The following is a 24048-nucleotide window of genomic DNA, read 5'->3' on the forward strand; positions in this document are numbered from 1 at the left end:
GAAAATAAGAAAGTATTATTTAGCCCGCTCATTTGACCCAAATCAGGGAGGAAAAGCCAATGGCGGATTATTTAGTTATCGTAGAATCACCAGCAAAAGCAAAGACAATAGAAAAGTATTTAGGTAAAAAATTCCAAGTAAAAGCATCTATGGGACACGTACGCGACTTACCAAAAAGTCAGATGGGTGTTGATGTAGACCATGATTTTGAACCACGTTATATTACAATTCGCGGGAAAGGTCCCGTTTTAAAAGAATTAAAACAAGCAGCTAAGAAGGCAAAAAAAGTTTATCTCGCGGCCGATCCAGATCGCGAAGGGGAAGCAATTGCATGGCACTTAGCGAATAGCCTTGAACTTGATCAGACTGACGATTTACGAGTGGTTTTTAATGAAATTACAAAAGATGCAGTTAAGGAGTCTTTTAAAAATCCACGAAAAATTGATATGGACTTAGTAGATGCACAACAAGCAAGACGTATTTTAGATCGTTTAGTTGGCTATAATATTAGTCCAATTTTATGGAAGAAAGTGAAGAAAGGTTTGAGTGCTGGACGTGTTCAATCAGTGGCACTCCGTCTTATCATTGATAGAGAAAAGGAAATTAATAACTTTAAACCAGAAGAGTATTGGACGATTGATGGCAATTTTAAAAAAGGAAAAAAAGCTTTCCAAGCTAACTTTTATGGTGTAAATGGTAAGAAGAAGAAACTTAGTAATGCTGCTGATGTAAAAGAAATTATGGGACAAATCAAAGGCAAAACTTTTGAAGTTATTGACGTTACTAAGAAAGAACGTCTTCGTAATCCAGCAGCGCCTTTCACTACTTCCTCACTACAACAAGAAGCCGCTCGGAAACTTAATTTTAGAACTCGTAAAACCATGATGCTTGCGCAACAACTTTATGAAGGTATTGCACTTGGTAGACAAGGAACAGTGGGACTAATAACATATATGCGTACGGACTCAACTAGGATTTCTGATACGGCAACGGGTGAAGCTAATTCATTTATTAAGAATACTTATGGAAATGAGTTTGCTAGAAGCCAAAAGCGGAATGATAAAAACCAAAAAGGTTCTCAAGATGCTCATGAAGCGATTCGACCAACAAGTGTTTTACGAACACCACAAGAAATGAAAGAATATTTGAGTCGCGATCAACTCAGACTTTATAAATTAATTTGGGAACGATTTGTTGCAAGCCAAATGACACCGGCTGTATTAGATACAATGCGAGTTGATTTAGACAATAACGGTGTTACGTTTAGAGCAAACGGTTCAAAAATCAAATTTGCTGGTTTTATGAAAGTTTATGTTGAAAGTAACGATGACAATAAAGAAGAAAAAGAAAATATTCTTCCAGATTTGGAAAAAGGCGATAAAGTGAATTACGAAACGCTTGAACAGCGTCAACATTTTACTCAGCCACCTCCGCGCTATACAGAGGCAAGACTTGTTAAGACGCTTGAAGAAATAGGAATTGGGCGTCCATCAACTTATTCGCCTACCTTAGATACTATTCAGCGTAGAAACTATGTATCGCTTACGAATAAACGTTTCATGCCAACCGAACTCGGTGAGATTGTAAATGAGTTAATTGAAGAGTATTTTCCTGAGATTTTGAATGTTAGTTTTACGGCGAACATGGAGTCGGAACTGGATGAAGTGGAACATGGGAAACAGCAGTGGGTTCGCGTCATTGATGAATTTTATAAGAGTTTTGAACCTAATGTTGAACGCGCCGATAAAGAAATGGAAAAAATTGAGATTAAAGATGAACCTGCTGGAATTGACTGTGATGTTTGCGGAGCTCCTATGGTTTACAAAATGGGCAAATATGGTAAGTTTCTCGCTTGTAGTCGTTTTCCTGATTGCCGTAATACCAAACCAATTGTAAAAGAAATTGGTGTTACTTGTCCGAAATGTAAAAAAGGGCACGTGATTGAACGTAAGAGTAAGAAAAAACGTATTTTTTACGGCTGTGATCGTTACCCTGAATGTGACTATGTATCGTGGGATAAACCTGTTGAACGTCCGTGTCCAAAATGCGGAGAGCAAGCTTTAATTGAGAAGAAACTGAAAAAAGGTATTCAAATTCAATGTACAAATTGTGATTATAAAGAAGAAACGCAAAAATAGTAGGGTAGAGCCAACTTCAATAGTGAGGTTGGCTCGTCCATCTGTTTATAGGCTTATGGAAGGGGAATTTTCGTTTTGGAAAAAAGAGTAAATGTTATTGGAGCAGGGCTTGCTGGAAGTGAAGCAGCGTGGCAACTTGTGAAAAGAGGAATTGCAGTTGATTTGTATGAGATGCGACCAGTAAAACAAACTCCAGCTCATCATACTGATAAATTCGCAGAACTTGTGTGTACCAATTCACTTCGCGCTAATGGTCTAACAAATGCTGTAGGAGTCATTAAAGAAGAAATGCGCATGTTGGATTCTATTATTATTGAATCGGCTGACCGAGCTTCAGTTCCAGCGGGGGGAGCACTTGCGGTTGATCGTCATGAATTTTCTGGTTATATTACGGACAAAGTGAAAAACCACCCTCTTGTAACTGTCCATCTTGAAGAAGTGACAGATATTCCTGAAGGGACAACAATTATAGCAACAGGCCCTTTAACGAGTGAAGCTTTAGCGGAAAAGATACAAAATCTTACTGGAGAAGACTATTTGTATTTTTATGATGCAGCAGCTCCGATAATTGAAAAAGACAGTATTGACATGGATAAAGTTTACTTGAAATCGCGCTATGATAAAGGTGAGGCTGCTTACTTAAATTGTCCGATGACAGAAGAAGAGTTCCATGCATTTTATGAGGCACTTGTGACTGCAGAAACGGCTGAACTGAAAAAGTTTGAAAAAGAAGTGTTTTTTGAGGGGTGTATGCCAATTGAAGTCATGGCAAAACGTGGGATTAAAACAATGCTTTTTGGGCCTCTAAAACCGGTTGGGTTAGAAAATCCGAAAACAGGTAAACGACCATATGCTGTTCTACAATTGCGCCAAGATGATGCAGCAGGAACGCTTTATAATATGGTGGGCTTCCAAACGCATCTTAAGTGGGGCGAACAGAAACGCGTTTTTGGACTTATTCCGGGGCTAGAGAATGCAGAAATCGTTCGTTATGGCGTCATGCATCGAAATACATTTATCAATTCTCCAAAAGCGATGAAAAATACTTATCAACTTAAAACACGTGAAAATCTATTTTTCGCTGGACAGATGACAGGGGTTGAGGGTTACGTGGAATCTGCTGCTAGTGGGTTAGCGGCAGGAATTAATGCGGCGCAATATGTACTAGGCAATGAGTTAGTAGAATTCCCAGCTGAAAGTGCGATAGGCAGTCTTGCGCATTACATTACGAATGCGAATACTAAAACTTTCCAACCTATGAATGTTAACTTCGGTTTGTTTCCTGAACTGCCAGAAAAAGTTAGAGAAAAACAAGAACGAAATGAACAACTGGCTAATCGAGCATTAAATGCTATAAAAAAGGTTGCAGAAGTACTGGAAAACAACTATAATAAATTAGGCTGAACGTAAAGTTCAGCCTTTGTTTTAGTCTTTCTTTTCAGAAAACGCAACTTTAATTTTTTGAATTGTTCCGCATCTAATGGAAAATGTTTGCGATTTAAAGTTGAGTTTGTTAAATTGAAGGGGATTCTAGTTTAATTGGAAATGTTGCGAAAAATGCGTGAAATTATTGCAACTTGTTATTCCTTATGATACTATGGTAGTGTTTGAAAGGTGTGAATATCGTGAAAGAACAGCAAATTCTGGAGATGTTTATGACATATATCCAAAATGAGCGAAATTATTCAGACAATACTGTAGTAGCTTACCATGATGATATCTTGGATTTTCAAACTTTTTTGAATCAGCAGCATATTTTGAATTATCAGGATGTTGACTACTTGCTGATTCGATTGTATTTAACTGAACTTAAGAGGGAAGAGTATTCAAGAAGTTCAGTTTCAAGGAAGATCTCTAGTTTGCGTAGCTTCTACAATTTTATGTTGCGCGAAGAGTTTGTGAGTACGAACCCATTTACGTATGTTTCACATGCAAAGAGCGAGTTAAGGCTTCCAAAGTTTTTCTACAATGAAGAAATGGAAGCTCTATTTCAAGTTGTATACGAGAATGATGAAGCGCTTACACTGCGAAATCGTGTTATCCTTGAACTTCTATATGGAACAGGGATACGTGTGTCAGAAAGTGCTGATATTCAGATGAACGATATTGATCGAGCCTATCAAGCCATTTTAATTAGGGGAAAAGGAAATAAAGAAAGGTATGTGCCATTTGGTTCTTTTTTTGAAGATGCGATGCAAGAATATTTGAATAAAGGGCGAAAAGTTCTCATGAAGCAGCACCGAAAAGAACATAATTTTTTGCTGATCAATCATTATGGCGATCCGTTGACAGCAAGAGGTATTCGTTATGCGCTAACGAAAGTGATAGAAAAGGCATCACTAACAAGAAAAATTCATCCACATATGTTGCGTCATACGTTTGCAACGGATTTACTTAATAATGGGGCGGATATGCGTACCGTTCAGGAGTTATTAGGTCATGCTAGTCTTTCTTCCACGCAAATATATACACACGTTACGAAGGAACATTTGAAAGCAACCTATATGAAACATCATCCAAGAGCATAAAAAATAGGAGGCGAAAACGATGGAGATGCATGCAACAACGATATTTGCAGTTCAACATAATGGAAAAGCTGCAATGGCAGGAGATGGTCAAGTGACACTTGGCGAATCGGTTATTATGAAGCATAATGCTAGAAAAGTAAGACGATTATTTCATGATAAAGTAATTGCTGGATTTGCAGGTTCTGTCGCCGATGCTTTTACATTATTTGAGAAATTTGAAGGTAAGTTAAATGAATATGGTGGCAATTTAGAACGCGCTTCCGTGGAACTTGCCAAACAATGGCGCAGCGATAATGTTCTGCGCAAATTGGAAGCGATGCTTATTGTAATGGATCAAGATACTTTGTTGTTAGTTTCTGGCACTGGAGAAGTTATTGAACCAGACGATGGCATTCTGGCGATTGGATCAGGTGGAAATTATGCACTTAGTGCGGGTCGAGCTTTAAAACGATATAGCGGGGAGCATATGGAAGCAAAGGAAATTGCGAAGCACGCGTTAGAAATTGCTTCTGAAATCTGTGTTTTCACAAATGACCACATTATTGTTGAAGAGCTATGAAGGAGTGATAGATGGTGAATAGTCAAGATACGGTAAGTTTAACCCCGCGACAAATTGTTGAACGACTTAATCAATACATTATCGGTCAAAATGGCGCCAAGAAATCAGTTGCGGTTGCGCTTAGAAATCGCTATCGTCGTATGATGATGGACGAAGAAATGCGGGATGAAATCATTCCTAAAAACATTCTGATGATTGGCCCAACAGGCGTTGGAAAGACGGAAATCGCGCGGCGGATTGCTAAAATTGTTCGAGCTCCTTTTACAAAAGTTGAAGCAACAAAATTTACTGAGGTAGGGTACGTTGGTCGTGATGTTGAATCGATGGTACGTGATTTAGTTGAGGTGTCGGTTCGCTTGGTAAAAGAAGAGAAGATGCAATTGGTGCGTTTTAAAGCAGAAGAAAATGCAGAGAAACGTATTGCGAAGTTGCTTGCGCCGTCTCAGAAGAAAAAACAGCAGACAGTTCAGAATCCCTTTGAAGCGCTTTTTCAAGGGGCTGCGCCTAATCAGGACGAACAAGAAATTGTCGATGATGAGCTAAAAGAAAAACGTAATAAACTAGAGTATCGCATTAAAACTGGCGAGCTTGATGATGAGGTCGTTACAGTTGAAGTGGCTGAACAACAAAATCAAATGTTTGATATGTTTAAAGGAAGCGGCATGGATCAAATGGCGGGCATGCAAGACGCTTTTTCAGGGCTTTTCCCTAAGAAGAAAAAGAAACGCAAAGTAACAGTGAAAGAAGCGAAGAAAATTCTTTTTGAGGATGAAGCAACGAAATTGATTGATCAAGAAGAAGTTTCTTCTGAGGGCATTCGCCGTGCTGAACAGATGGGGATTATTTTTATAGACGAAATTGATAAAGTGGCAAGCCAAAATGGTGGCGGCAATGCTCAAGTTTCTCGTGAAGGTGTACAACGAGATATTTTACCTATCGTTGAGGGGTCGCAAATTGCGACAAAGTATGGTACGGTAAACACAGAATTTATTTTGTTCATTGCAGCTGGGGCCTTTCATATTTCGAAGCCGTCTGATTTAATACCCGAACTTCAAGGTCGTTTCCCAATTCGCATTGAACTTGATAAGCTTTCGCAAGAGGACTTCATCAAGATTTTAACGGAGCCAGACAATGCGCTGATTAAACAATATCGGGCTTTACTTAAAGCAGAAAATATTGATTTAATTTTTACAAAAGAAGCAGTGGAAAGATTGGCTGAAATTGCCTTTCAAGTTAACCAGGAATCTGATAATATTGGAGCAAGAAGGTTACATACAATCTTAGAAAAATTGCTCGAGGATTTGCTTTTTGAAGCACCCGATATTACACTGGATTCTGTTACAGTCACGGAAAGTTATGTTAATGAAAAACTAGAAGCAATTATGCAAAGTAAGGATTTAACACAATTTATTTTATAAATTTTAGGAGGATCTAATAATGACTTTATTAGAAAAAACAAGAAAAATTAATGCAATGTTACAAAATGCGGCAGGAAAAACAGTGAACTTTAAAGAAATGGCAGATACATTGAGCGATGTGATTGAAGCAAACACATACATTGTAAGTCGTAAAGGTAAACTTTTAGGATATTCTGAAATTTTGCCAATTGAAAACGAACGTATGAAGCAAATGCTTACTGAGCGTCAATTCCCTGAAGAATATACGCAAAGCTTATTTAATGTGAATGAAACGTCTGCAAACCTTGAAGTTTCCAGTCAATATACAGCTTTCCCAATTGAAAATAGCGATTTATTCACGAAAGGATTAACTACGATTGTACCTGTTGTCGGCGGAGGAGAACGTCTTGGTACGCTAATTCTTTCTCGTTTAGAAAATAAATTTACAGACGATGACTTGCTTTTAGCAGAATATGGTAGCACAGTTGTAGGTATGGAAATTTTACATGAGAAAGCAGAAGAAATTGAAGAAGAAGCGCGTAGCCGTGCGGTTGTACAAATGGCTATCAGCTCCCTTTCTTACAGTGAGTTAGAAGCAATTGAACATATTTTTGATGAATTAAACGGTAAAGAAGGCTTGCTAGTAGCATCTAAAATCGCTGACCGAGTTGGCATTACGCGTTCTGTAATCGTTAATGCACTTCGTAAATTAGAAAGTGCGGGCGTTATTGATTCCCGTTCACTTGGTATGAAAGGTACATTCATTCGCGTATTAAATGACAAATTCTTAGTAGAGCTGGAAAAATTAAAAAATAACTAAGTGATTAGACTGATGAACGCCGAAGCAGGCTGTTTGTCATCAGTCTTGAAAGCTCTCACATCTTGTGGGAGCTTTTTCCATCTTAATAGTTTCTGTTTTGATTGGAAATTTGCTAAAATGGTATGGAAGACTGGTTTTTGGGGAGGTAAATTATGACTTTTACGGAAACGGAAATTGAAGTTCGCTATGCCGAAACTGATCAAATGGGTGTAGTCTATCATGCGAACTATTTAATTTGGATGGAATTAGGAAGAACGCGCTTTATTGAAAGTTTAGGCTTGCGTTATTTTGATATGGAACAGCTTGGTTACTTATCGCCGGTCATTGATGTCGCCATTCATTACGGGAAGCCACTTCGCTACGGGCAAAATGCGATTGTTAAAACTTGGCTATCGGAATATGACGGCGTGCGTGTTACTTACGGATATGAAATTCGTTATGCGGAATCAGGCGAGATTGCGATTACTGGTGAAACGAAACATGTTTGTGTGACGAAGGATGGCTTTAAACCAGTGGCTTTAAAACGCGTGTTAAAAGACTGGCATGAGAAGTATGCACGGGCTATCGAAGGGGCGGAATAATATGGCATTTGGTGTAAAACGTGCTGAATTGACTGCTTTTAAAGATAAAGCAATGCGCGGCGAAATTGCCATTTTAACGCACTACTGGCTAGATGAGCGTTTTCCAAATTCGAAGACGGTCACTAAAGTGGCTAGTTCGGATTTAAATGTGTTGAAGGCATGGGGGAAGAAGTACCAATTGCCGGAAGCGTATATTGATTTTGGGCACGATAATTTACCACATTTTGACTTGTTTGGGGAAATTCAACTTGCGGTTTTAAAAAATGAAGCGAAGTGGGATCAGATTGACAGGTTCCACTTGGAGGGAGAAAAACATGATTAAACTTGAGAATGATACAATGCTTATCGAACTTAAGGAAGCGGGAGCAGAGCTTACAAAAATTTATAACAAACAAACGCAGCTAGACTATTTGTGGAATGCGGATACCGCATTTTGGGGACGTCATGCCCCTATTTTATTCCCAACAGTGGGTCGGCTTGTAGAGGACACCTATTTTGTCGACGGGGAGGCGTTCCATCTGCCCCAGCACGGCTTTGCGCGTGACCGCGAGTTTAAAGTGGTCGAGCTTTTGCGAGATAAGTGCGTTTTAGAGCTTTCTGCGGATGAAAAATCGAGGTTGGTGTATCCGTATGCGTTTCATTTGACGGTCAGCTATACGCTGCTTGAAGACGGCGTGCATGTTGAGTATCAAGTTGAAAACACGGATGAAAAACGAATTTACTTTTCAATTGGTGCGCATCCAGCGTTTAATCTCCCACTTGTTCGTGGAACGACGTTTGATGATTATTATTTGGATTTCCATGCGAAAGAAGAGCTCGAGTCGTTGCAACTGGAAGGGCCATATCGGTCTGGCAAGTTAAAACGTGTGACGGCGGAAGAAACGATGGAGCTGCCAATTAATTATGAGCTGTTTGCCAATGATGCCTTGATTTTTGAGGGGCTTAAAGAGAATAAAATCGCGATTCGTTCTAAAAAACACGCGCATTTTGTTCAAGTTGATTTTCCGAATTTTCCTTTCGTCGGTATTTGGACGGCGGGAGACGGCACACCGTTCTTATGTATTGAACCGTGGTACGGAATTGCTGATGGCGTAGGAAGTCCAGTTGAACTCCGTGATAAAGCGGGAATTGAACAGCTTGAACCAGAAGCAATTTTCACAGCGAACTATACCATTCAAGTAGGGTAACTAAAAACCCGCCAAGAATATTCTTGGCGGGTTTTTTACATCCATGTAATTTTCGGTTCGGTTCCTTCTTTGATGCGTTTAATATTGGCCCGGTGGCGCCAGATGATGAAAATGGCGAGCGCTGTAATAAGGCCGATTAAGATAGGGTCTCCCAAAAATAACGAAATAACAAAGGCCGCAGCGGCCGCAATCATCGAACTAAGTGATACGTATTTACTGATTTTAAGGGTTAAAAGAAATACTAGGACGGCCAAGACGAATAAAATTGGCGCGTAGGCTAAAACGACCCCAGCCGATGTTGCAACGGCTTTTCCTCCCCGAAAACTTGCGAAAATTGGAAAGCTATGACCAAGAATCGCGCATACACCTGTGAGTAGCATGTAATGGTGGTCGATGTTAGGGAGAAAAAAGAATGGAAGTAACGTGGCGATGGTTCCTTTTAAGATGTCCATCACGGTTACGACGATGCCTGGTTTTAAGCCTAAGACGCGAAATGAGTTGGTGGCGCCCAAGTTGCCACTGCCGTGTTCGCGAATGTCTTTTTTGTAGAATAGTTTTCCAATCCATAAACCAGAAGGAATGGAGCCGATTAAATAGGCAAGGACAGACAATAAAATTAGTTTTGTAAGCATGCGAAAACTCCTCTTTTTAAACTCATATTAAGAATTATAGCATAAAAAAATTGGGATTTGGTGAAAAATCGTTCTGTTCTTTACATTCGCGCAAGATAGCGATAAAATAAGGAATGAGGCACTTTTTAAAAAGGAGCGATTTGGATGTATCATTCGACAAAAGAAGCGCGCGATAAAATTTTAAAAGAAGCTAAAACCATTGCGGTAGTTGGACTAAGCGATAAACCGGAACGTACGAGTTATCAAGTTTCAAAAATCATGCAAGAAGCTGGATATAAAATTATTCCAGTTAACCCTAAGGCGGATAAAATTCTTGGTGAGAAAGCTGTAGCACGTTTAGCAGACATTAAAGAACCTGTTGACATTGTTAATGTTTTCAGACGTTCTGAATTTTTGCCGGATATTGCGCGTGAATTTTTAGAAATCGATGCTAATGTATTTTGGGCACAGCTTGGTATTCAAAATGAAGAAGCATATGAACTCCTCAAACAAACGCATCCAGTGGTCATGGATTATTGTATAAAAATTGCTTACCGAGAGCTAGCTGAATGAAAAGACATAAAGCAGGTTCAAAAAAAGAGCCTGTTTTTTCGCGGTTTGAGAAAGATGCTTTCCATTTTCAAAAGATAATGCTATTCTGTTAGGGTAGCTGTTTAAGGACTGCTTGATAATTTAAGGGATATGCACGAAAGGAGTTAAGAATAGATGCCTAAAAATGTTTACAATGATGATTCTATTCAAGTTTTAGAAGGGTTAGATGCAGTTCGAAAACGTCCAGCCATGTATATTGGATCGACTGATGTTAGAGGCTTACATCACCTTGTTTATGAGATTGTCGATAATTCGGTCGATGAAGCTTTAGCTGGGTTCGGCCATGAAATCAAAGTTATCCTTCATGATGACGGGAGCGTCAGCGTAACGGATAAGGGGCGCGGCATGCCAGTGGGGATGCATAAAACGGGGAAACCGACCGTTGAAGTGATTTTAACCGTTCTTCACGCGGGAGGAAAATTTGGTCAAGAGGGCGGATATAAAACAAGCGGGGGCTTGCATGGTGTTGGATCTTCCGTAGTTAACGCGCTTTCGGAATGGTTAAAAGTGACAATTTGTCGCGACGGCGCTATGTATGAACAGAATTTCATTCGTGGCGGTAAGCCTGATGGTACGCTTCGAAAAATCGGAAAATCAAAAGAGACGGGTACAACCATCCGTTTTAAACCAGATGAAAGTATTTTTCCTGTGACTTCTTTTAACTATGAAACACTTTCAGAGCGCTTGCGCGAATCGGCGTTTTTGCTTAAAGGAATGCGCATTGAACTTATCGACGAGCGTGTTGGTATGGGCGAGGCGTTCCATTTTGAGGAAGGTGTGAAAAACTTCGTTGAATATATCAATGAAGGGAAAGATGTTTTGCATCCGGTTGTTTCTTTTGAAGGAGAAAGCGGCACGATTGAAATGGAAATGGCGTTTCAATTTAATGATGGCTACTCGGAAAATATTTTAAGTTTCGTTAATAATGTGCGTACAAAAGGCGCTGGGACACATGAATCGGGCATGAAAGCTGCGATGACGCGCGTCTTTAATGAATATGCGAAACGCGTTGGTATTTTAAAAGAAAAAGATAAGAATTTAGAGGGCAGTGACATTCGTGAAGGCTTGTCGGCGGTACTTTCGATTCGGGTTCCAGAAAATCTGCTGCAATTTGAAGGGCAAACGAAAGAAAAACTGGGGACGGCAGAAGCACGTCCTGCGGTTGATGCCGTCGTAGCAGAGCACTTAGCCTACTTTTTAGCGGAGAACCCTGATACAAGTAGCCTTCTTGTGAAAAAGGCTGTGAAAGCACGTGAGGCGCGCGAGGCGGCGCGTAAAGCGCGGGAGGAAACACGGAATGGGAAAAAACGGAAACGTTCGGAAACATTGCTTTCTGGTAAACTTACGCCTGCCCAGTCGCGTAACCCTAACAAAAATGAACTGTATTTAGTCGAAGGTGATTCGGCTGGAGGTTCTGCAAAACAAGGTCGTGACAGAAGATTCCAAGCGATTTTGCCACTTCGAGGAAAAGTAATTAATACGGAAAAAGCGAAATTACAAGATATTATGAAAAATGAAGAAATCAATACAATCATCCATACTGTGGGTGCTGGAGTAGGTTCGGAATTTGAAGTAGAAGATTGTAATTATGATAAGATTGTCATCATGACCGATGCCGACACGGACGGCGCGCACATTCAAGTGCTGCTCCTGACGTTTTTCTATCGTTACATGAAGCCGCTTGTTGAAGCGGGTAAAGTCTACATCGCGCTTCCGCCATTATATAAAGTAAGTAAAGGTTCTGGGAAAAAGGAAGTTGTCGAATACGCCTGGACAGATGACGAGCTGGACAGCTGTATTAAAAAAATTGGTAAAGGCTACATGATTCAGCGCTACAAAGGGCTTGGTGAAATGAATGCCGACCAATTGTGGGAAACGACGATGAATCCAGAGTCACGGACATTAATTCGCGTCCGCATTGAAGATGCCGCTCGAGCTGAGAGACGAGTAGCTACACTGATGGGGGATAAAGTAGAACCGAGACGGAAATGGATTGAAAATAACGTTGAGTTTAGTTTAGAAGACGATCAAAGTATTCTTGAAAATGAAAATATGATCAGTCAGGAGGTGCGGGAAGTTTGAGTACACCAGAACAACATATTCAAGACTTAGCGCTTGAAGAAGTAATGGGTGACCGCTTCGGTCGTTATAGTAAATACATCATTCAAGAACGTGCGCTTCCTGATGCGCGTGACGGCTTAAAACCTGTACAGCGCCGGATTTTATTTGCGATGAATGAAGAAGGGAATACAGCAGAAAAAGGTTTCCGAAAATCGGCTAAAACAGTCGGTAATGTTATCGGGAATTACCATCCACACGGAGATACGTCCGTTTATGATGCGATGGTTCGAATGAGTCAAGATTGGAAAGTGCGAAATGCGCTCATTGAAATGCATGGTAATAATGGTAGCGTGGATGGCGACCCGCCTGCTGCGATGCGTTATACGGAGGCGCGTTTATCGCCGATTTCTGCGGAACTTCTTCGGGATATTGAAAAGGAAACGGTTGATTTTGTTCCAAACTTTGATGATACATCAAGTGAGCCGACGGTTTTACCTGCGCGCTTTCCTAATTTGCTTGTTAATGGTTCAACGGGGATTTCAGCCGGGTATGCGACAGACATACCGCCGCACAATTTAACGGAAATTATTGATGCGGTCATTAAACGACTGGATCGCCCAGATTGCGACTTAGATGCGCTTCTTAAAATTGTCAAAGGACCTGATTTTCCAACTGGGGGAATCATTCAAGGGGCAGAAGGCATTAAGAAGGCGTATGAAACGGGGAAAGGCCGAGTTGTTGTGCGTTCTAAGACGGAGATTGAAGATATTCGTGGTGGACGCAAACAAATTACGATTCATGAAATTCCTTATGAAATTAATAAAGCGAATTTAGTGAAACGAATTGATGAACTTCGCATTGAAAAGAAAATTGAAGGTATTTCGGAAGTGCGCGATGAAACGGACCGTACGGGTCTAAGAATTGCAATTGAACTGAAGAAAGATGCTAATGCTGAGGGCGTACTTAATTACTTATTTAAAAATACGGACTTGCAAGTGAGTTATAATTTTAATATGGTGGCGATTCATAATAAACGGCCAGTCTTAATGGGGCTTACCCAATTATTAGATGCCTATATCGCGCACCAGAAAGAGATTATTACAAAACGATCGGAATTCGACATTCGGAAGGCGCGAGCAAGGCAACATATTTTAGACGGTTTAATCAAAGCCTTGTCGATTTTAGATGAAGTGATTAAGCTGATTCGTGGCTCGAAGGACAAACGTGATGCGAAACTGAATCTTGAGAAGCGCTACGAGTTTAGTGAGAAGCAAGCAGAGGCGATTGTGTCCTTGCAACTTTATCGTTTGACGAATACGGATATTACGGAACTTCGCACGGAAGCGGAAGAACTGACTAAAAAAATCGCGATTTTAGAGCGGATTTTAGGGAGTTCGGATGCGCTTGTTGGCGTTTTAAAAGAAGAGCTTACGGAAATTAAGAAGACGTATAAAACGCCGCGTTTAACGGAAGTGCAGGCGGAAATTTCCGAAATTAAAATTGATACGGAAGTGCTTGTGGCGAGTGAAGATGTTGTTGTGTCTGTTACGAAAGAAGGCTATGTGAAGCGTACAAGCATGCGCTCTTATGCGGCTTCAAACGGGCTTGAGCTTGCGATGAAAGAAGCCGATCATCCTATATTTATTGAAAAAGTAAATACGATGGATACGATTCTACTCTTTACGAATAAAGGGAATTACATTTATCGTCCGGTGCACGAGCTCCCAGAAATTCGCTGGAAAAATATTGGGGACCATATTAGTCATTTAGCGACGGATATTAGTCAAGGTGAGGAAATTATCGCGGCGAAAGTTGTACATGCGTTTGACGAAGCACACTACTTCTTGTTTATAACGAAGAACGGGATGATTAAGTCGTCCCTTATGACGAACTACAAACCACAACGCTACTCGAAATCAATGATGGCGATTAAGCTGAAAGATAGCGATGAACTGCTTGCTGTATCGCTTATTGCGAATACAGAAGATGTCTTTTTGGCAACAAAATTTGGTTATGGTTTGCGTTACAATGTAAGTGAAGTACCGGATTCTGGGGCGCGTACTGCCGGGGTTAAAGCGATTAATTTAAAAGCGGGCGATGAAGTCATTGGCGGTTTTGTGATTACGCCTGATGAAACGAGAAATATGATTCTTGTTACGCAACGTGGGTCACTGAAACAAATGAAACTTTCGGAATTTGAACCGATTACACGTGCGAAACGCGGTTTAATTATGCTGCGGGAATTGAAATCGAATCCGCACCGTTTTGTGGCGCTGCTTTTAGCTGGTGCAGAAGACAAACTTGTGATTGAAACAAATAAAGAACAGCTTGTTGAATTAGATGCTGCCAATCTGCGACTCACGGATCGCTATTCAAATGGTTCGTTTGTTCTTGATGAAGCGATGGAAGGACAGCCAGTTGATATGTGGACGTTAATTCCAGAAATTACGGATAGCGAAACACCAGAATCTTAAACAATAAGGAGCTGAAAAACGTGTCTGAAAAAATGAATGTGGAAAGTTTTAATTTGGACCATACAAAAGTAAAAGCGCCATATGTAAGGCTCGCAGGAACAAAAACGGGCTATCATGGCGATGAAATTTATAAGTATGATGTCCGGTTTAAGCAACCGAATAAGGCGCATATGGAAATGCCAGCACTTCATTCGCTGGAGCATTTAATGGCGGAACTAGCTCGAAATCATACGGATAAAATTGTCGATATTAGTCCAATGGGCTGTCAAACGGGCTTTTATGTATCACTTATTAATCATGATGATTTTGATGATGTGTTGCGCATTTTAGAGGCGACACTAAACGACGTTTTAGAAGCGACTGAGGTTCCTGCGTGTAATGAAGTCCAGTGTGGCTTTGCAGCTAGCCATAGCTTGTCTGGCGCGCAAGAATTGGCACGCGAATTTTTAAGTGAAAAAGATACTTGGGCAGATGTTTTCGCATAATAAAGAAAAGAGGTTCCGAATTCGGAACCTCTTTATTTTTTCATTGCGTTAAGCGCTAAATTAACGTAGGCTTGGGAGCCGGATTTTGTAAGATGTACGCCATCAGAACCAAAATAGTTATTGTGGTTTACGGCGACTGAATACCAGTCAATGACAGTGACATTCTCGCGACTAGATGCATTTTGAATGGACTGGTTGACTTCTGATTCCCAACCGCGCGGGACGCGTGTGTTGACAAGATAAACATCGGCCTGATTGAAGCGATCTAAAAGCTTGTTTAGTTGGGCTTCGGTGAATGGACCATTTGTACCAAGTTCAATTAAAACGGCGCTTCCTTTAGTGTTGAATTTTTTATAGCTGTAAGACACATCAATCGCATCAACGAGCTGTCGACCAATTTTCCCATCAATCGTCACATTGGGTATGGCTTCTTTTAAATAGGGCTCAATGTCAATCATAATCGAGTCGCCTAATGCTAACGTCTGGGTGTATGTGTATTTTTTCGGAGGAATAGGGGTTGTTGCTTTTTTCGGTTCCTCTTTTTGCTCGGGTTTTTGTTGTGTATTTGGTTGTTTTTCTTCGTGTTTACTTTCCGTCTTTTCATTGTTTGTGGACGTTTTTACTTCAGTGACGGTCCGTTCTGCCTGCGTTTTGATGGGAAGAATGCCAGACATACCTGTTGCAAAAATCCCGATGGAAAGAACGAGTGCTGATATAGCTGCCCAAAGTCCGATTGGTTTATTTTTAATCACGGCGTAATTTTTGTGCTTAAAGCCTTTCATGTAAGCGATAAAGCCTTTTTTACGAATAGGTGTTTCGACAAATCGGAAGGAAAGTTCTGCGATGATGAACGTAGCAGTCACTTGGAAAAACGCACGCAGTAAGCTCGGTTGACCGATTTCTGTGACAGGAGTTGTCAGCGTAATAATCGGGTAATGCCACAAGTAGATACCGTATGATCTAGTTCCAATCCAGCGCAGCGGTCTAAAACTAAACAATCTGCTTAAATAACAAGAAGGGTGGGCAATAGCTGCAATCATAAGAACACCGAGAATCGCAACAAGCAGTAGTCCTCCGCGGTATAAAAATGGTTGATATTCGTTCATTTTGTAGACGAGTATGCAGAATAAAACAATGCTTATCGTTCCCGAAATATTTAAAGCAAGTTTACTTTGCCGCGGTATTTTTGGACTTAAACGATTAAACGGCCAAACAAAGGCTAAAGCACAGCCAATAAGAAGGTCGAATAAACGCGTATCAGTGCCGTAATAAACTCGACTTGGGTCGCTTCCAGGAGTGTAAAGCACAGCCATTAAAATCGCGGATAAAAGTGCGATGATTAAAATGATGCGCAGCAACCACTTCGGATTTTTAATCCATTTTAAGAAACCGTATAAAAATAGTGGCCAAACTAAGTAAAACTGTTCTTCAATGGCAAGTGACCATAAGTTTTTAAGCGGGGAAGGTAAGCCAAATGAGTCAAAATACGACACATTATGAAAAATAAACCACCAATTGCTCATATAAAAAAAGGAAGCAATGGCATCACCGCGTAAAGTAGTAAGTAGTTCGCGATTGAATAAAACAGCAAAAATCACAACAACAATTATCATCAAGTATGCGGCAGGAATTAGACGCCTAAAACGCCGCAACCAAAATTCTTTTAAGTGAATCGTATTTTCATTTTCCCACTGTGTAAGAAGAATGTTTGTAATTAAATATCCAGAAAGTACAAAAAATATATCAACGCCGATAAAACCGCCTTGCGCCCATGAAAAGTTTAAGTGATAGGCAATAACAGCTAGGACAGCAAGTGCACGAAGTCCATCAATACTCGGAACATATTTTCTACTGTATCGAGCTGTTCTCTTCAAAATAACATCTCCTATTAATGTCATATCTTTGTTTGTTTCTTGAAGTCATGTACAATAATAACATACAAATATACCACTGTAACGCAGAAAAACGCGTCTTTAGAGAATTTTAATAAATTTGAGCCATTTGGAATAGTAAAAAAGAAAGGAGTGTTGGCATATGCTTGAAATCTATGCACATCGAGGTAGTTCCGGCACATTTCCAGAAAATACCATTCCCGCTTTTCAAAACGCCTTACTTTCGGGGTGCGACGGGGTTGAATTTGACGTGCAACTCACAAAAGATGCAGTCCCAGTCGTCATCCATGATGAAAAAGTTGACCGCACAACAAACGGTACCGGCTACGTAAAAGACATGACCTATAAAGAACTACAAGCACTTTGGATTAAAACGGGCGGGGCGGACGCGTCAACTTTGCGCGTGCCTAGACTAGACGAAGTACTAAACGTATTTGAAAACAGCCATATGCGTTTAAATATCGAACTTAAAACGGATAAATTTTCATATACGGGCATTGAAGAAATTGTGTGGCAAAAAACGAAAGATAATCCGCGGATAATTTTTTCTTCCTTCAATATGAAAACCCTCCAAAACATGCGCGCTTTAAGCGATTCAGTTGAACTTGCTTTTATTTGTTACAAGGAAAATGAAGCAGACGAAGCGCTCCTTGACGCGTATCAAATTCAGTCGTTGCATTTTTCTAAGCGAGCATTTCCAGTGAGAAAAACAAATCGTAAATTGCGTTACTGGACGGTAAATCAGACGGCGGAGATGGAAACCTTCCTTTTAGCCCAAGTAGCAGGTATTTTCACAGATTTCCCAAGTGACGCCGTACAGCTTCGTGAGTGGCTCAAACAAAAAAGTTTGCTTTCCAAAGAGGATTCGGTATAATGAAAGTAAGTTAATACGAAACAGTCTAATGATATGAGAGGGACTACAAACGGCGAGCGCAATCGCTATGTTTGTAGTCCCTTTTTCTATCAAAATGTTTAAAAAACGCTCGAAGTGGAAAAAGCCGAGTAGTTAACGGATAGTAGTCTAAAATCAAGGGGGCAAATACAAAATGGTACAATTATTTTCAGCATTTGACAGAGAAACAATTGAAAGAAAAGCGCAAGATGAAACATTTGATCTTGTTATTGTTGGCGGCGGGATAACGGGCGCTGGCATTGCGCTAGATGCAACAAGTCGCGGTATGTCGGTGGCGCTCATTGAAATGGGGGATTTTGCAAGCGGTACCTCGAGTCGTTCGACAAAACTTGTACATGGAGGTTTGCGCTATCTCCAACAATTTGAAGTGAAGGAAGTTGCAGAACTTGGAAAAGAACGGGCAATCGTTTATGAAAATGGACCGCACGTCACGACACCTGAATGGATGATGTTACCTTTCCATAAAGGCGGAAACATGGGGAAAAGAACGGCTTCCATGGGCATTCGCCTATACGATTACCTCGCTGGAGTCAAAAAAGATGAACGCCGTCAAATTCTTTCCGTGAAAGAAACACTCGCTAAAAATCCTTTTGTGAAAAAAGAAGGGTTAAGAGGCTCTGGATTTTATGTGGAATACAGAACGGACGATGCACGCTTGACTATTGAAGTGATGAAAAAAGCGGTTGAACTTGGGGCACTTGCCATCAATTATACACGTGCGGAAAAATTGATTTACGATGAGGCGAAACAAGTTCGCGGGGTGACAGTTACGGACCGTATTTCTGGTCGCGTATACGATATTCGAGGCCATAGAGTAATCAATGCTGCGGGACCTTGGGTTGACCGTGTGCGCAACCTCGACTATTCACACAACAATAAACATCTTCGTTTAACCAAAGGCGTTCACCTTGTTATCGATAAAAGTAAGTTCCCGATGGAGCAAGCTGTTTATTTTGATACGCCAGACGGTCGGATGGTGTTTGCGATTCCGCGTGATAAAAAAGTTTATGTTGGCACGACGGATACGTTTTATGATGAGTTTCCGATTCATCCGAGAGCGCTTGAATCCGACCACACGTATGTGATTAAAGCGATTAACTATATGTTCCCAGACGTTAAAATTACCGAAAAAGATATTGAATCTAGCTGGGCAGGCGTTCGGCCACTGATTTATGAGGAAGGAAAAGATCCGTCTGAAATTTCCCGTAAAGATGAAGTGTGGTTTTCTGAAAGTGGTCTCATTACGATGGCTGGCGGTAAATTAACGGGCTACCGGAAAATGGCGGAAAAACTTTTAGATGAAGTGACAAAACCGTTAAGTAGCGAAACGGGTAAAACATATCAAACTGTTCAAACGAAACATTTACCGATTTCAGGTGGAGATATTGGCGGCTCTGAAAATTTAGAGGCTTTCATTGATAAAAAAGCAAAAGAAGGCAGTAATCGCTTCGGTTGGTCACTTGCCATTTCACGTGAATTAGCGAAACGCTTCGGTACGAACATTGATCAACTCTTTACGTATGCACAAGAACATAAGGAAAAAGGTATTACGACACTTCCAAATAGTTTATACGCAGAACTGCACTATTCGGTTTATCATGAATCCGCTATTCACCCTGTTGATTTCTTGTTACGACGCACAGGTTACTTGCTTTTCGATATGCCGTATCTGCTTGAATGGAAAGATGCAGTAGTCGATGAAATGCAAAATTTATTCCACTGGGACGCTGAAACAGAAGAAAAATTGAAAAAAGAGCTTGAAGCGGAGATACAAGATGCTAGAGAGCCAGCGGATTGGCACGATAGATAAAGAAAGAGCTGACGATAATATCAAAATTATCGTCAGTTTTTATTTTGAAAAAAAGGTTTGCTTCTAGCGTTTTTCATGGTACATTAGTAGTAGATGCAAGGAGGGGTTTATTTGGCTGGAATTCCTGTCATTGTCCTCGTTGGTCCAACAGCAGTAGGAAAGACGGCGTTAAGTATCCAATTAGCGAAAAAATGGCAAGGAGAAATCATCAGTGGTGACTCCGTTCAAGTCTATAAAAAGCTGGATATTGGAACGGCTAAAATTACGGAAACTGAAAAAGAAAGCGTACCGCATTACTTAATTGATGTGGTGAACCCAGACGAACCGTTTACTGCCTCAAAATTTAAGGAAGCAACCATCACCGCGATAAGAGATATTTCTTCTAGAGGAAAACTCCCTTTTATTGTTGGTGGAACGGGTCTTTATATTCAGTCCGTTTTTTACGATTACGCATTTGGAAAGTCTGGCGAAGATGCTAATTTCCGTACTGAAATGGAACAGCTTGATAATGAAACGCTTTTTGCGCGCCTTAAAAAAGAAGACCCAAAAAGTGCTGAAACCATTCATCCGAACAATAAACGACGAGTAATTCGTGCACTGGAAGTCATGCATGCAAGTGGCCAACCGTTTAGTGCCATGCAAAACCAGCGTGAATTGAATCCTGAGTTTTCACCGCTTTTTATTGGCTTGGATTTACCTAGGGAACTTTTATATGAGCGAATTAATGAACGTGTGCGACATATGATGGATGATGGCTTACTTGATGAAGCGAAATGGCTCTATGAACAACATCTAGGCGACAATTCGGCGACAAGAGCAATTGGTTATAAAGAATTATTTCAATACTTTGATGGTCAAGTCACTATGGACGCGGCTGTTGAATTAATTAAAAAGAACTCAAGACACTTTGCAAAACGCCAACTTACTTGGTTTAGAAATCGTATGTCTGTCAAGTGGATTAACATGCTTTCTGAAAATAGTTTTTTACAGGCAGATGACGCTATACAGCGTTTTTTAAACGAATAAACGGTTTATTAGTGCGAAATACAGGGTAATGAATTTAAAATAGTTCTCGGACTGTTTTAGATGAACCTCTTTGGGGGGAGTTCTTAGAAAGATAGATAGGAGAGGTATACATGACTAAAGGTGGACAAGCGTTACAAGATCAATACTTAAATCAACTAAGAAAAGAGAAAATTTTGGCGACTGTATTTTTAACAAATGGTTTCCAATTGCGTGGAAGAGTTGTTAGCTTTGATAATTTCACGGTTCTTCTTGATGTTGAAGGAAAACAACAATTAGTATTTAAACATGCGATTTCGACATTTTCACCACAAAAAAATGTGGCACTCAATCCAGAAGACTAATTGTATTTCATTCGTAAGAGGGACAGGTGAAAACGCCTGTCTTTTTTGCTGCAAACATAAAAGAGGTGCGGATTTATGGAAAAAGAAAAAGTCATTCTTGTTGGCGTCCTATTAAAAGATGGAGATGAGACGGCGTTTCATTATTCAATGGAGGAGCTAGGGCGCCTTGTCAAAACGGCTAACGGCGAAGTGCTTGATGTGATGGTTCAAAAAATGGAGCGTGTGCGCCAAGCAAGTTTTGTTGGGCGAGGGAAGCTAGAGGAGCTTAAAAATCTGGTTTTAGAGTTGGAAGCTGAAACGGTCGTTTTTAACAGTGAGTTGACACCAACGCAAATTCGAAATATTGAAGCAGAGGTTGATGCGAAAATTATTGACCGAACTGGTCTTATTTTGGATATTTTCGCGATGCGCGCAAAATCGCGAGAAGGAAAATTGCAAGTCGCTTATGCGCAGTATGAATATTTGTTACCTCGCCTTTCTGGTCAAGGGAGCTCTCTTTCAAAATTAGGTGGGGGAATTGGCACGCGTGGACCTGGGGAGACGAAGCTTGAGATGGACCGGCGGCTTTTGCGGCTGAAGATGCATGAAATTAAAGAGGCGCTTATACAAGTGGAGAAGCATCGTGCGCGAATTCGCGAGAAGCGTAAGCAAAATGGAATTTTCAGGTTTGGTTTAATTGGTTATACGAATGCGGGGAAATCTACTATTTTCAATCGTTTGACGACTGCCGAGACGCTCGAGGAAGATCAGCTTTTTGCGACGCTTGATCCGACTACTCGGAAAGTAAGGCTTGCAGCTGGTTTTGAAGTGTTATTAACGGATACGGTTGGTTTTATTCAAGATTTACCAACGTCACTTGTTGCGGCTTTTAAATCAACGCTTGAGGAAAGTGCGGATATGGATATGCTTCTTCATGTGGTCGATAGCTCAAATGCAGATTATTTGAAGCATATTGAAACGGTAAAAGAGATTTTGCGTGCCCTTCAAATAAGTGATATTCCAATTTTAACATTGTATAATAAAAAAGATCACAAGCACCCGACTTTTGTTGCTACAGAAGCAAACTATAAGGAAATTTCAGCACTTAGTGCGGAGTTTTCAGGCGATATGCGCGAATGGCTGTTAACGGAAGTTAAAAAAATATGGCTTCCTTACTTTTTAACAGTAAAAGCAAGTGAAGGTACGAAAATAGCCTTTTTGAAGCGAACGACTTTTGTTTCAAAAATTGAGTTTGATGAAGAAAATGAAACCTATCAAATTCGCGGCTACTTTTCTGGAAAGGAAAAATTATGACGGAACAAGTGAAACGATTAAAAGAACGAGCAGAACAAATGATTGAAGCGCTACATAAGGAAACGGACGAGATTGCGGAACAAAACCAAGCAAAAGTGCTAGAAGCTTTTCGGAAAAATAAAGTGAGCGACTATCATTTCAATCCGTCAACGGGTTATGGCTATGATGATGAAGGTCGAGATACGCTCGAACGCGTTTACAGCGACGTTTTTCATACGGAAAAAGCTATCGTCAGACCGCAGCTGATTTCAGGAACACATGCGATTTCAACCGCGCTATTTGGCGTTTTGCGACCGGGCGATGAACTTTTGTATATCACCGGCAAACCTTATGATACGCTTGAAGAAATCGTTGGCGTGAGAGGAAGCGGCAATGGCTCGCTAAAAGATTTTCAAATTGGTTATGATGCTGTTCCTTTAAAAGGAAATCAAGTTGATTTTGATACAGTGGCGCAAAAAATCAATGCAAACACAAAAATGATTGGCATTCAGCGCTCAAAAGGGTATGCAAATCGCGATTCATTTAAGGTTCAAGAAATTGAAGTAATGATTCAATTTGTCAAAAAAATAAAACCAGATGTCATTGTATTTGTCGATAATTGCTATGGCGAATTTGTTGAGCTAAGAGAACCGACCGATGTTGGCGCAGACCTAATTGCCGGCTCATTAATTAAAAACCCAGGTGGTGGCCTTGCTAAAATTGGCGGCTATATTGCTGGGAAAACCGAACTTGTCGAATTATGTGGCTACCGACTAACAACGCCTGGAATTGGTTTGGAAGCTGGTGCTTCGCTTTATAGCCTGCTTGAAATGTATCAAGGCTTCTTTTTGGCGCCGCACGTCGTGGCACAAGCCATTAAAGGTGCGCGCTTTACAGCAGCCATGTTATCGTTATGCGGTATCGAAACTAGCCCAGCATGGGATGCAAAACGGACTGATTTAATTCAAAGTATTTCTTTTCATGATTCAGAAAAAATGGTGTTGTTTGCGCAAGCGATTCAAGCAGCCTCGCCAGTAAACGCTCATGTGAAACCAATTGGTGCCTATATGCCCGGTTATGCGGATGACGTCATTATGGCAGCCGGAACGTTCATTCAAGGAGCGAGCCTAGAACTTACGGCAGATGGGCCGATACGTCCGCCTTATGAGCTTTACGTGCAGGGTGGACTAACTTATGAGCATGTGAAAGTCGCTGTCATTGGAGCAGTTCAAGCGCTTTTAGAAAAGGGTGCGTTAAATTTACAAAACTAACATATCAATTGTAAAAAAAATAAATTTTTTTGACGCAGTTTTAATTTCTGCGTCTTTTTAATTGTCAAAA

At 40.6% G+C, this 24048-nt stretch carries 21 protein-coding genes; 19 read left to right on the top strand and 2 right to left on the bottom strand.

All coding sequences use genetic code 11. The annotated features are described in order from the left end of the window. Window positions 1-59: 59 nt before the first annotated feature. From topA to CFS04_RS01085, 9 genes are all read left to right on the top strand, one after another. Window positions 60-2138 (top strand): type I DNA topoisomerase, encoded by a 2079-nt coding sequence (gene topA, locus CFS04_RS01045; RefSeq protein WP_088808749.1) that lies wholly within the window; start codon window positions 60-62, stop codon window positions 2136-2138. A 75-nt stretch (window positions 2139-2213) separates the two neighbouring features. Continuing rightward, the gene (gene trmFO, locus CFS04_RS01050; protein WP_088808750.1) at window positions 2214-3542 is read left to right on the top strand and encodes an FADH(2)-oxidizing methylenetetrahydrofolate--tRNA-(uracil(54)-C(5))-methyltransferase TrmFO; all 1329 of its coding nucleotides are present in this window, start codon (window positions 2214-2216) and stop codon (window positions 3540-3542) included. A 218-nt stretch (window positions 3543-3760) separates the two neighbouring features. Continuing rightward, the gene (gene xerC / locus CFS04_RS01055; protein ID WP_088809066.1) at window positions 3761-4666 is read left to right on the top strand and encodes a tyrosine recombinase XerC; all 906 of its coding nucleotides are present in this window, start codon (window positions 3761-3763) and stop codon (window positions 4664-4666) included. A gap of 19 nt (window positions 4667-4685) precedes the next feature. Then, window positions 4686-5225 (top strand): ATP-dependent protease subunit HslV, encoded by a 540-nt coding sequence (hslV, locus tag CFS04_RS01060; RefSeq protein WP_088808751.1) that lies wholly within the window; start codon window positions 4686-4688, stop codon window positions 5223-5225. 11 nt (window positions 5226-5236) lie between these two features. Continuing rightward, on the top strand, window positions 5237-6643 hold the full coding sequence (hslU, locus tag CFS04_RS01065; protein WP_088808752.1) for an ATP-dependent protease ATPase subunit HslU: 1407 nt from the start codon (window positions 5237-5239) through the stop codon (window positions 6641-6643). A gap of 19 nt (window positions 6644-6662) precedes the next feature. After that, a complete protein-coding gene (gene codY / locus CFS04_RS01070) occupies window positions 6663-7442 on the top strand; it encodes a GTP-sensing pleiotropic transcriptional regulator CodY (RefSeq protein ID WP_088808753.1) in 780 nt (259 codons plus the stop codon). Between the two features lie 152 nt (window positions 7443-7594). Then, window positions 7595-8023: a thioesterase family protein gene (locus tag CFS04_RS01075; RefSeq protein ID WP_088808754.1), complete on the top strand. Its 429-nt coding sequence runs from the start codon at window positions 7595-7597 to the stop codon at window positions 8021-8023. A gap of 1 nt (window position 8024) precedes the next feature. Beyond that, the gene (locus tag CFS04_RS01080) at window positions 8025-8345 is read left to right on the top strand and encodes a hypothetical protein (RefSeq protein ID WP_088808755.1); all 321 of its coding nucleotides are present in this window, start codon (window positions 8025-8027) and stop codon (window positions 8343-8345) included. Next, the gene (locus tag CFS04_RS01085; protein ID WP_088808756.1) at window positions 8338-9210 is read left to right on the top strand and encodes an aldose 1-epimerase family protein; all 873 of its coding nucleotides are present in this window, start codon (window positions 8338-8340) and stop codon (window positions 9208-9210) included. The genes CFS04_RS01080 and CFS04_RS01085 overlap by 8 nt, the downstream gene beginning before the upstream one ends. A gap of 35 nt (window positions 9211-9245) precedes the next feature. Here CFS04_RS01085 and plsY read toward each other — a convergent pair whose 3' ends face one another. Then, a complete protein-coding gene (plsY, locus tag CFS04_RS01090; RefSeq protein ID WP_088808757.1) occupies window positions 9246-9842 on the bottom strand; it encodes a glycerol-3-phosphate 1-O-acyltransferase PlsY in 597 nt (198 codons plus the stop codon). Window positions 9843-9986: 144 nt separating this feature from the next. Between plsY and CFS04_RS01095 the strand changes: the two genes are divergently transcribed. The 4 genes from CFS04_RS01095 to CFS04_RS01110 all read left to right on the top strand — a co-directional run bounded on the left by CFS04_RS01095 (window position 9987) and on the right by CFS04_RS01110 (window position 15453). Further along, window positions 9987-10394, top strand: coding sequence for a CoA-binding protein (locus CFS04_RS01095; protein WP_088808758.1), 408 nt, complete (start codon window positions 9987-9989; stop codon window positions 10392-10394). Between the two features lie 153 nt (window positions 10395-10547). Continuing rightward, window positions 10548-12515 carry a DNA topoisomerase IV subunit B gene (gene parE, locus CFS04_RS01100; protein ID WP_088808759.1) on the top strand — a complete coding sequence of 656 codons (1968 nt, stop codon included), beginning with the start codon at window positions 10548-10550 and terminating at the stop codon, window positions 12513-12515. After that, window positions 12512-14968, top strand: a complete 2457-nt coding sequence (gene parC, locus CFS04_RS01105) for a DNA topoisomerase IV subunit A (RefSeq protein ID WP_088808760.1) — start codon at window positions 12512-12514, stop codon at window positions 14966-14968. The genes parE and parC overlap by 4 nt, the downstream gene beginning before the upstream one ends. Window positions 14969-14988: 20 nt before the next feature. Continuing rightward, window positions 14989-15453 (top strand): S-ribosylhomocysteine lyase, encoded by a 465-nt coding sequence (locus CFS04_RS01110; RefSeq protein WP_088808761.1) that lies wholly within the window; start codon window positions 14989-14991, stop codon window positions 15451-15453. 32 nt (window positions 15454-15485) lie between these two features. On the opposite strand, the gene CFS04_RS01115 is transcribed toward CFS04_RS01110, so the two are convergent. Next, window positions 15486-17327: an acyltransferase family protein gene (locus CFS04_RS01115; protein ID WP_088808762.1), complete on the bottom strand. Its 1842-nt coding sequence runs from the start codon at window positions 17325-17327 to the stop codon at window positions 15486-15488. Window positions 17328-17487: 160 nt separating this feature from the next. Between CFS04_RS01115 and CFS04_RS01120 the strand changes: the two genes are divergently transcribed. The 6 genes from CFS04_RS01120 to CFS04_RS01145 all read left to right on the top strand — a co-directional run bounded on the left by CFS04_RS01120 (window position 17488) and on the right by CFS04_RS01145 (window position 23978). Further along, window positions 17488-18219 (top strand): glycerophosphodiester phosphodiesterase family protein, encoded by a 732-nt coding sequence (locus CFS04_RS01120; protein ID WP_088808763.1) that lies wholly within the window; start codon window positions 17488-17490, stop codon window positions 18217-18219. A 172-nt stretch (window positions 18220-18391) separates the two neighbouring features. Further along, the gene (locus CFS04_RS01125) at window positions 18392-20068 is read left to right on the top strand and encodes a glycerol-3-phosphate dehydrogenase/oxidase (protein ID WP_088808764.1); all 1677 of its coding nucleotides are present in this window, start codon (window positions 18392-18394) and stop codon (window positions 20066-20068) included. Window positions 20069-20179: 111 nt separating this feature from the next. Beyond that, window positions 20180-21094: a tRNA (adenosine(37)-N6)-dimethylallyltransferase MiaA gene (miaA, locus tag CFS04_RS01130; RefSeq protein ID WP_088808765.1), complete on the top strand. Its 915-nt coding sequence runs from the start codon at window positions 20180-20182 to the stop codon at window positions 21092-21094. A 110-nt stretch (window positions 21095-21204) separates the two neighbouring features. Further along, complete coding sequence (hfq, locus tag CFS04_RS01135) at window positions 21205-21435, top strand: RNA chaperone Hfq (protein WP_088808766.1); 231 nt, start codon at window positions 21205-21207, stop codon at window positions 21433-21435. Between the two features lie 75 nt (window positions 21436-21510). Beyond that, window positions 21511-22728 (top strand): GTPase HflX, encoded by a 1218-nt coding sequence (hflX, locus tag CFS04_RS01140; protein ID WP_088808767.1) that lies wholly within the window; start codon window positions 21511-21513, stop codon window positions 22726-22728. Continuing rightward, the gene (locus CFS04_RS01145) at window positions 22725-23978 is read left to right on the top strand and encodes a methionine gamma-lyase family protein (protein WP_088808768.1); all 1254 of its coding nucleotides are present in this window, start codon (window positions 22725-22727) and stop codon (window positions 23976-23978) included. The genes hflX and CFS04_RS01145 overlap by 4 nt, the downstream gene beginning before the upstream one ends. Window positions 23979-24048: the final 70 nt, after the last annotated feature.

It is taken from the genome of Listeria sp. ILCC796 (assembly GCF_900186175.1).
GTDB classification, from domain to species: Bacteria; Bacillota; Bacilli; order Lactobacillales; family Listeriaceae; genus Listeria; species Listeria goaensis.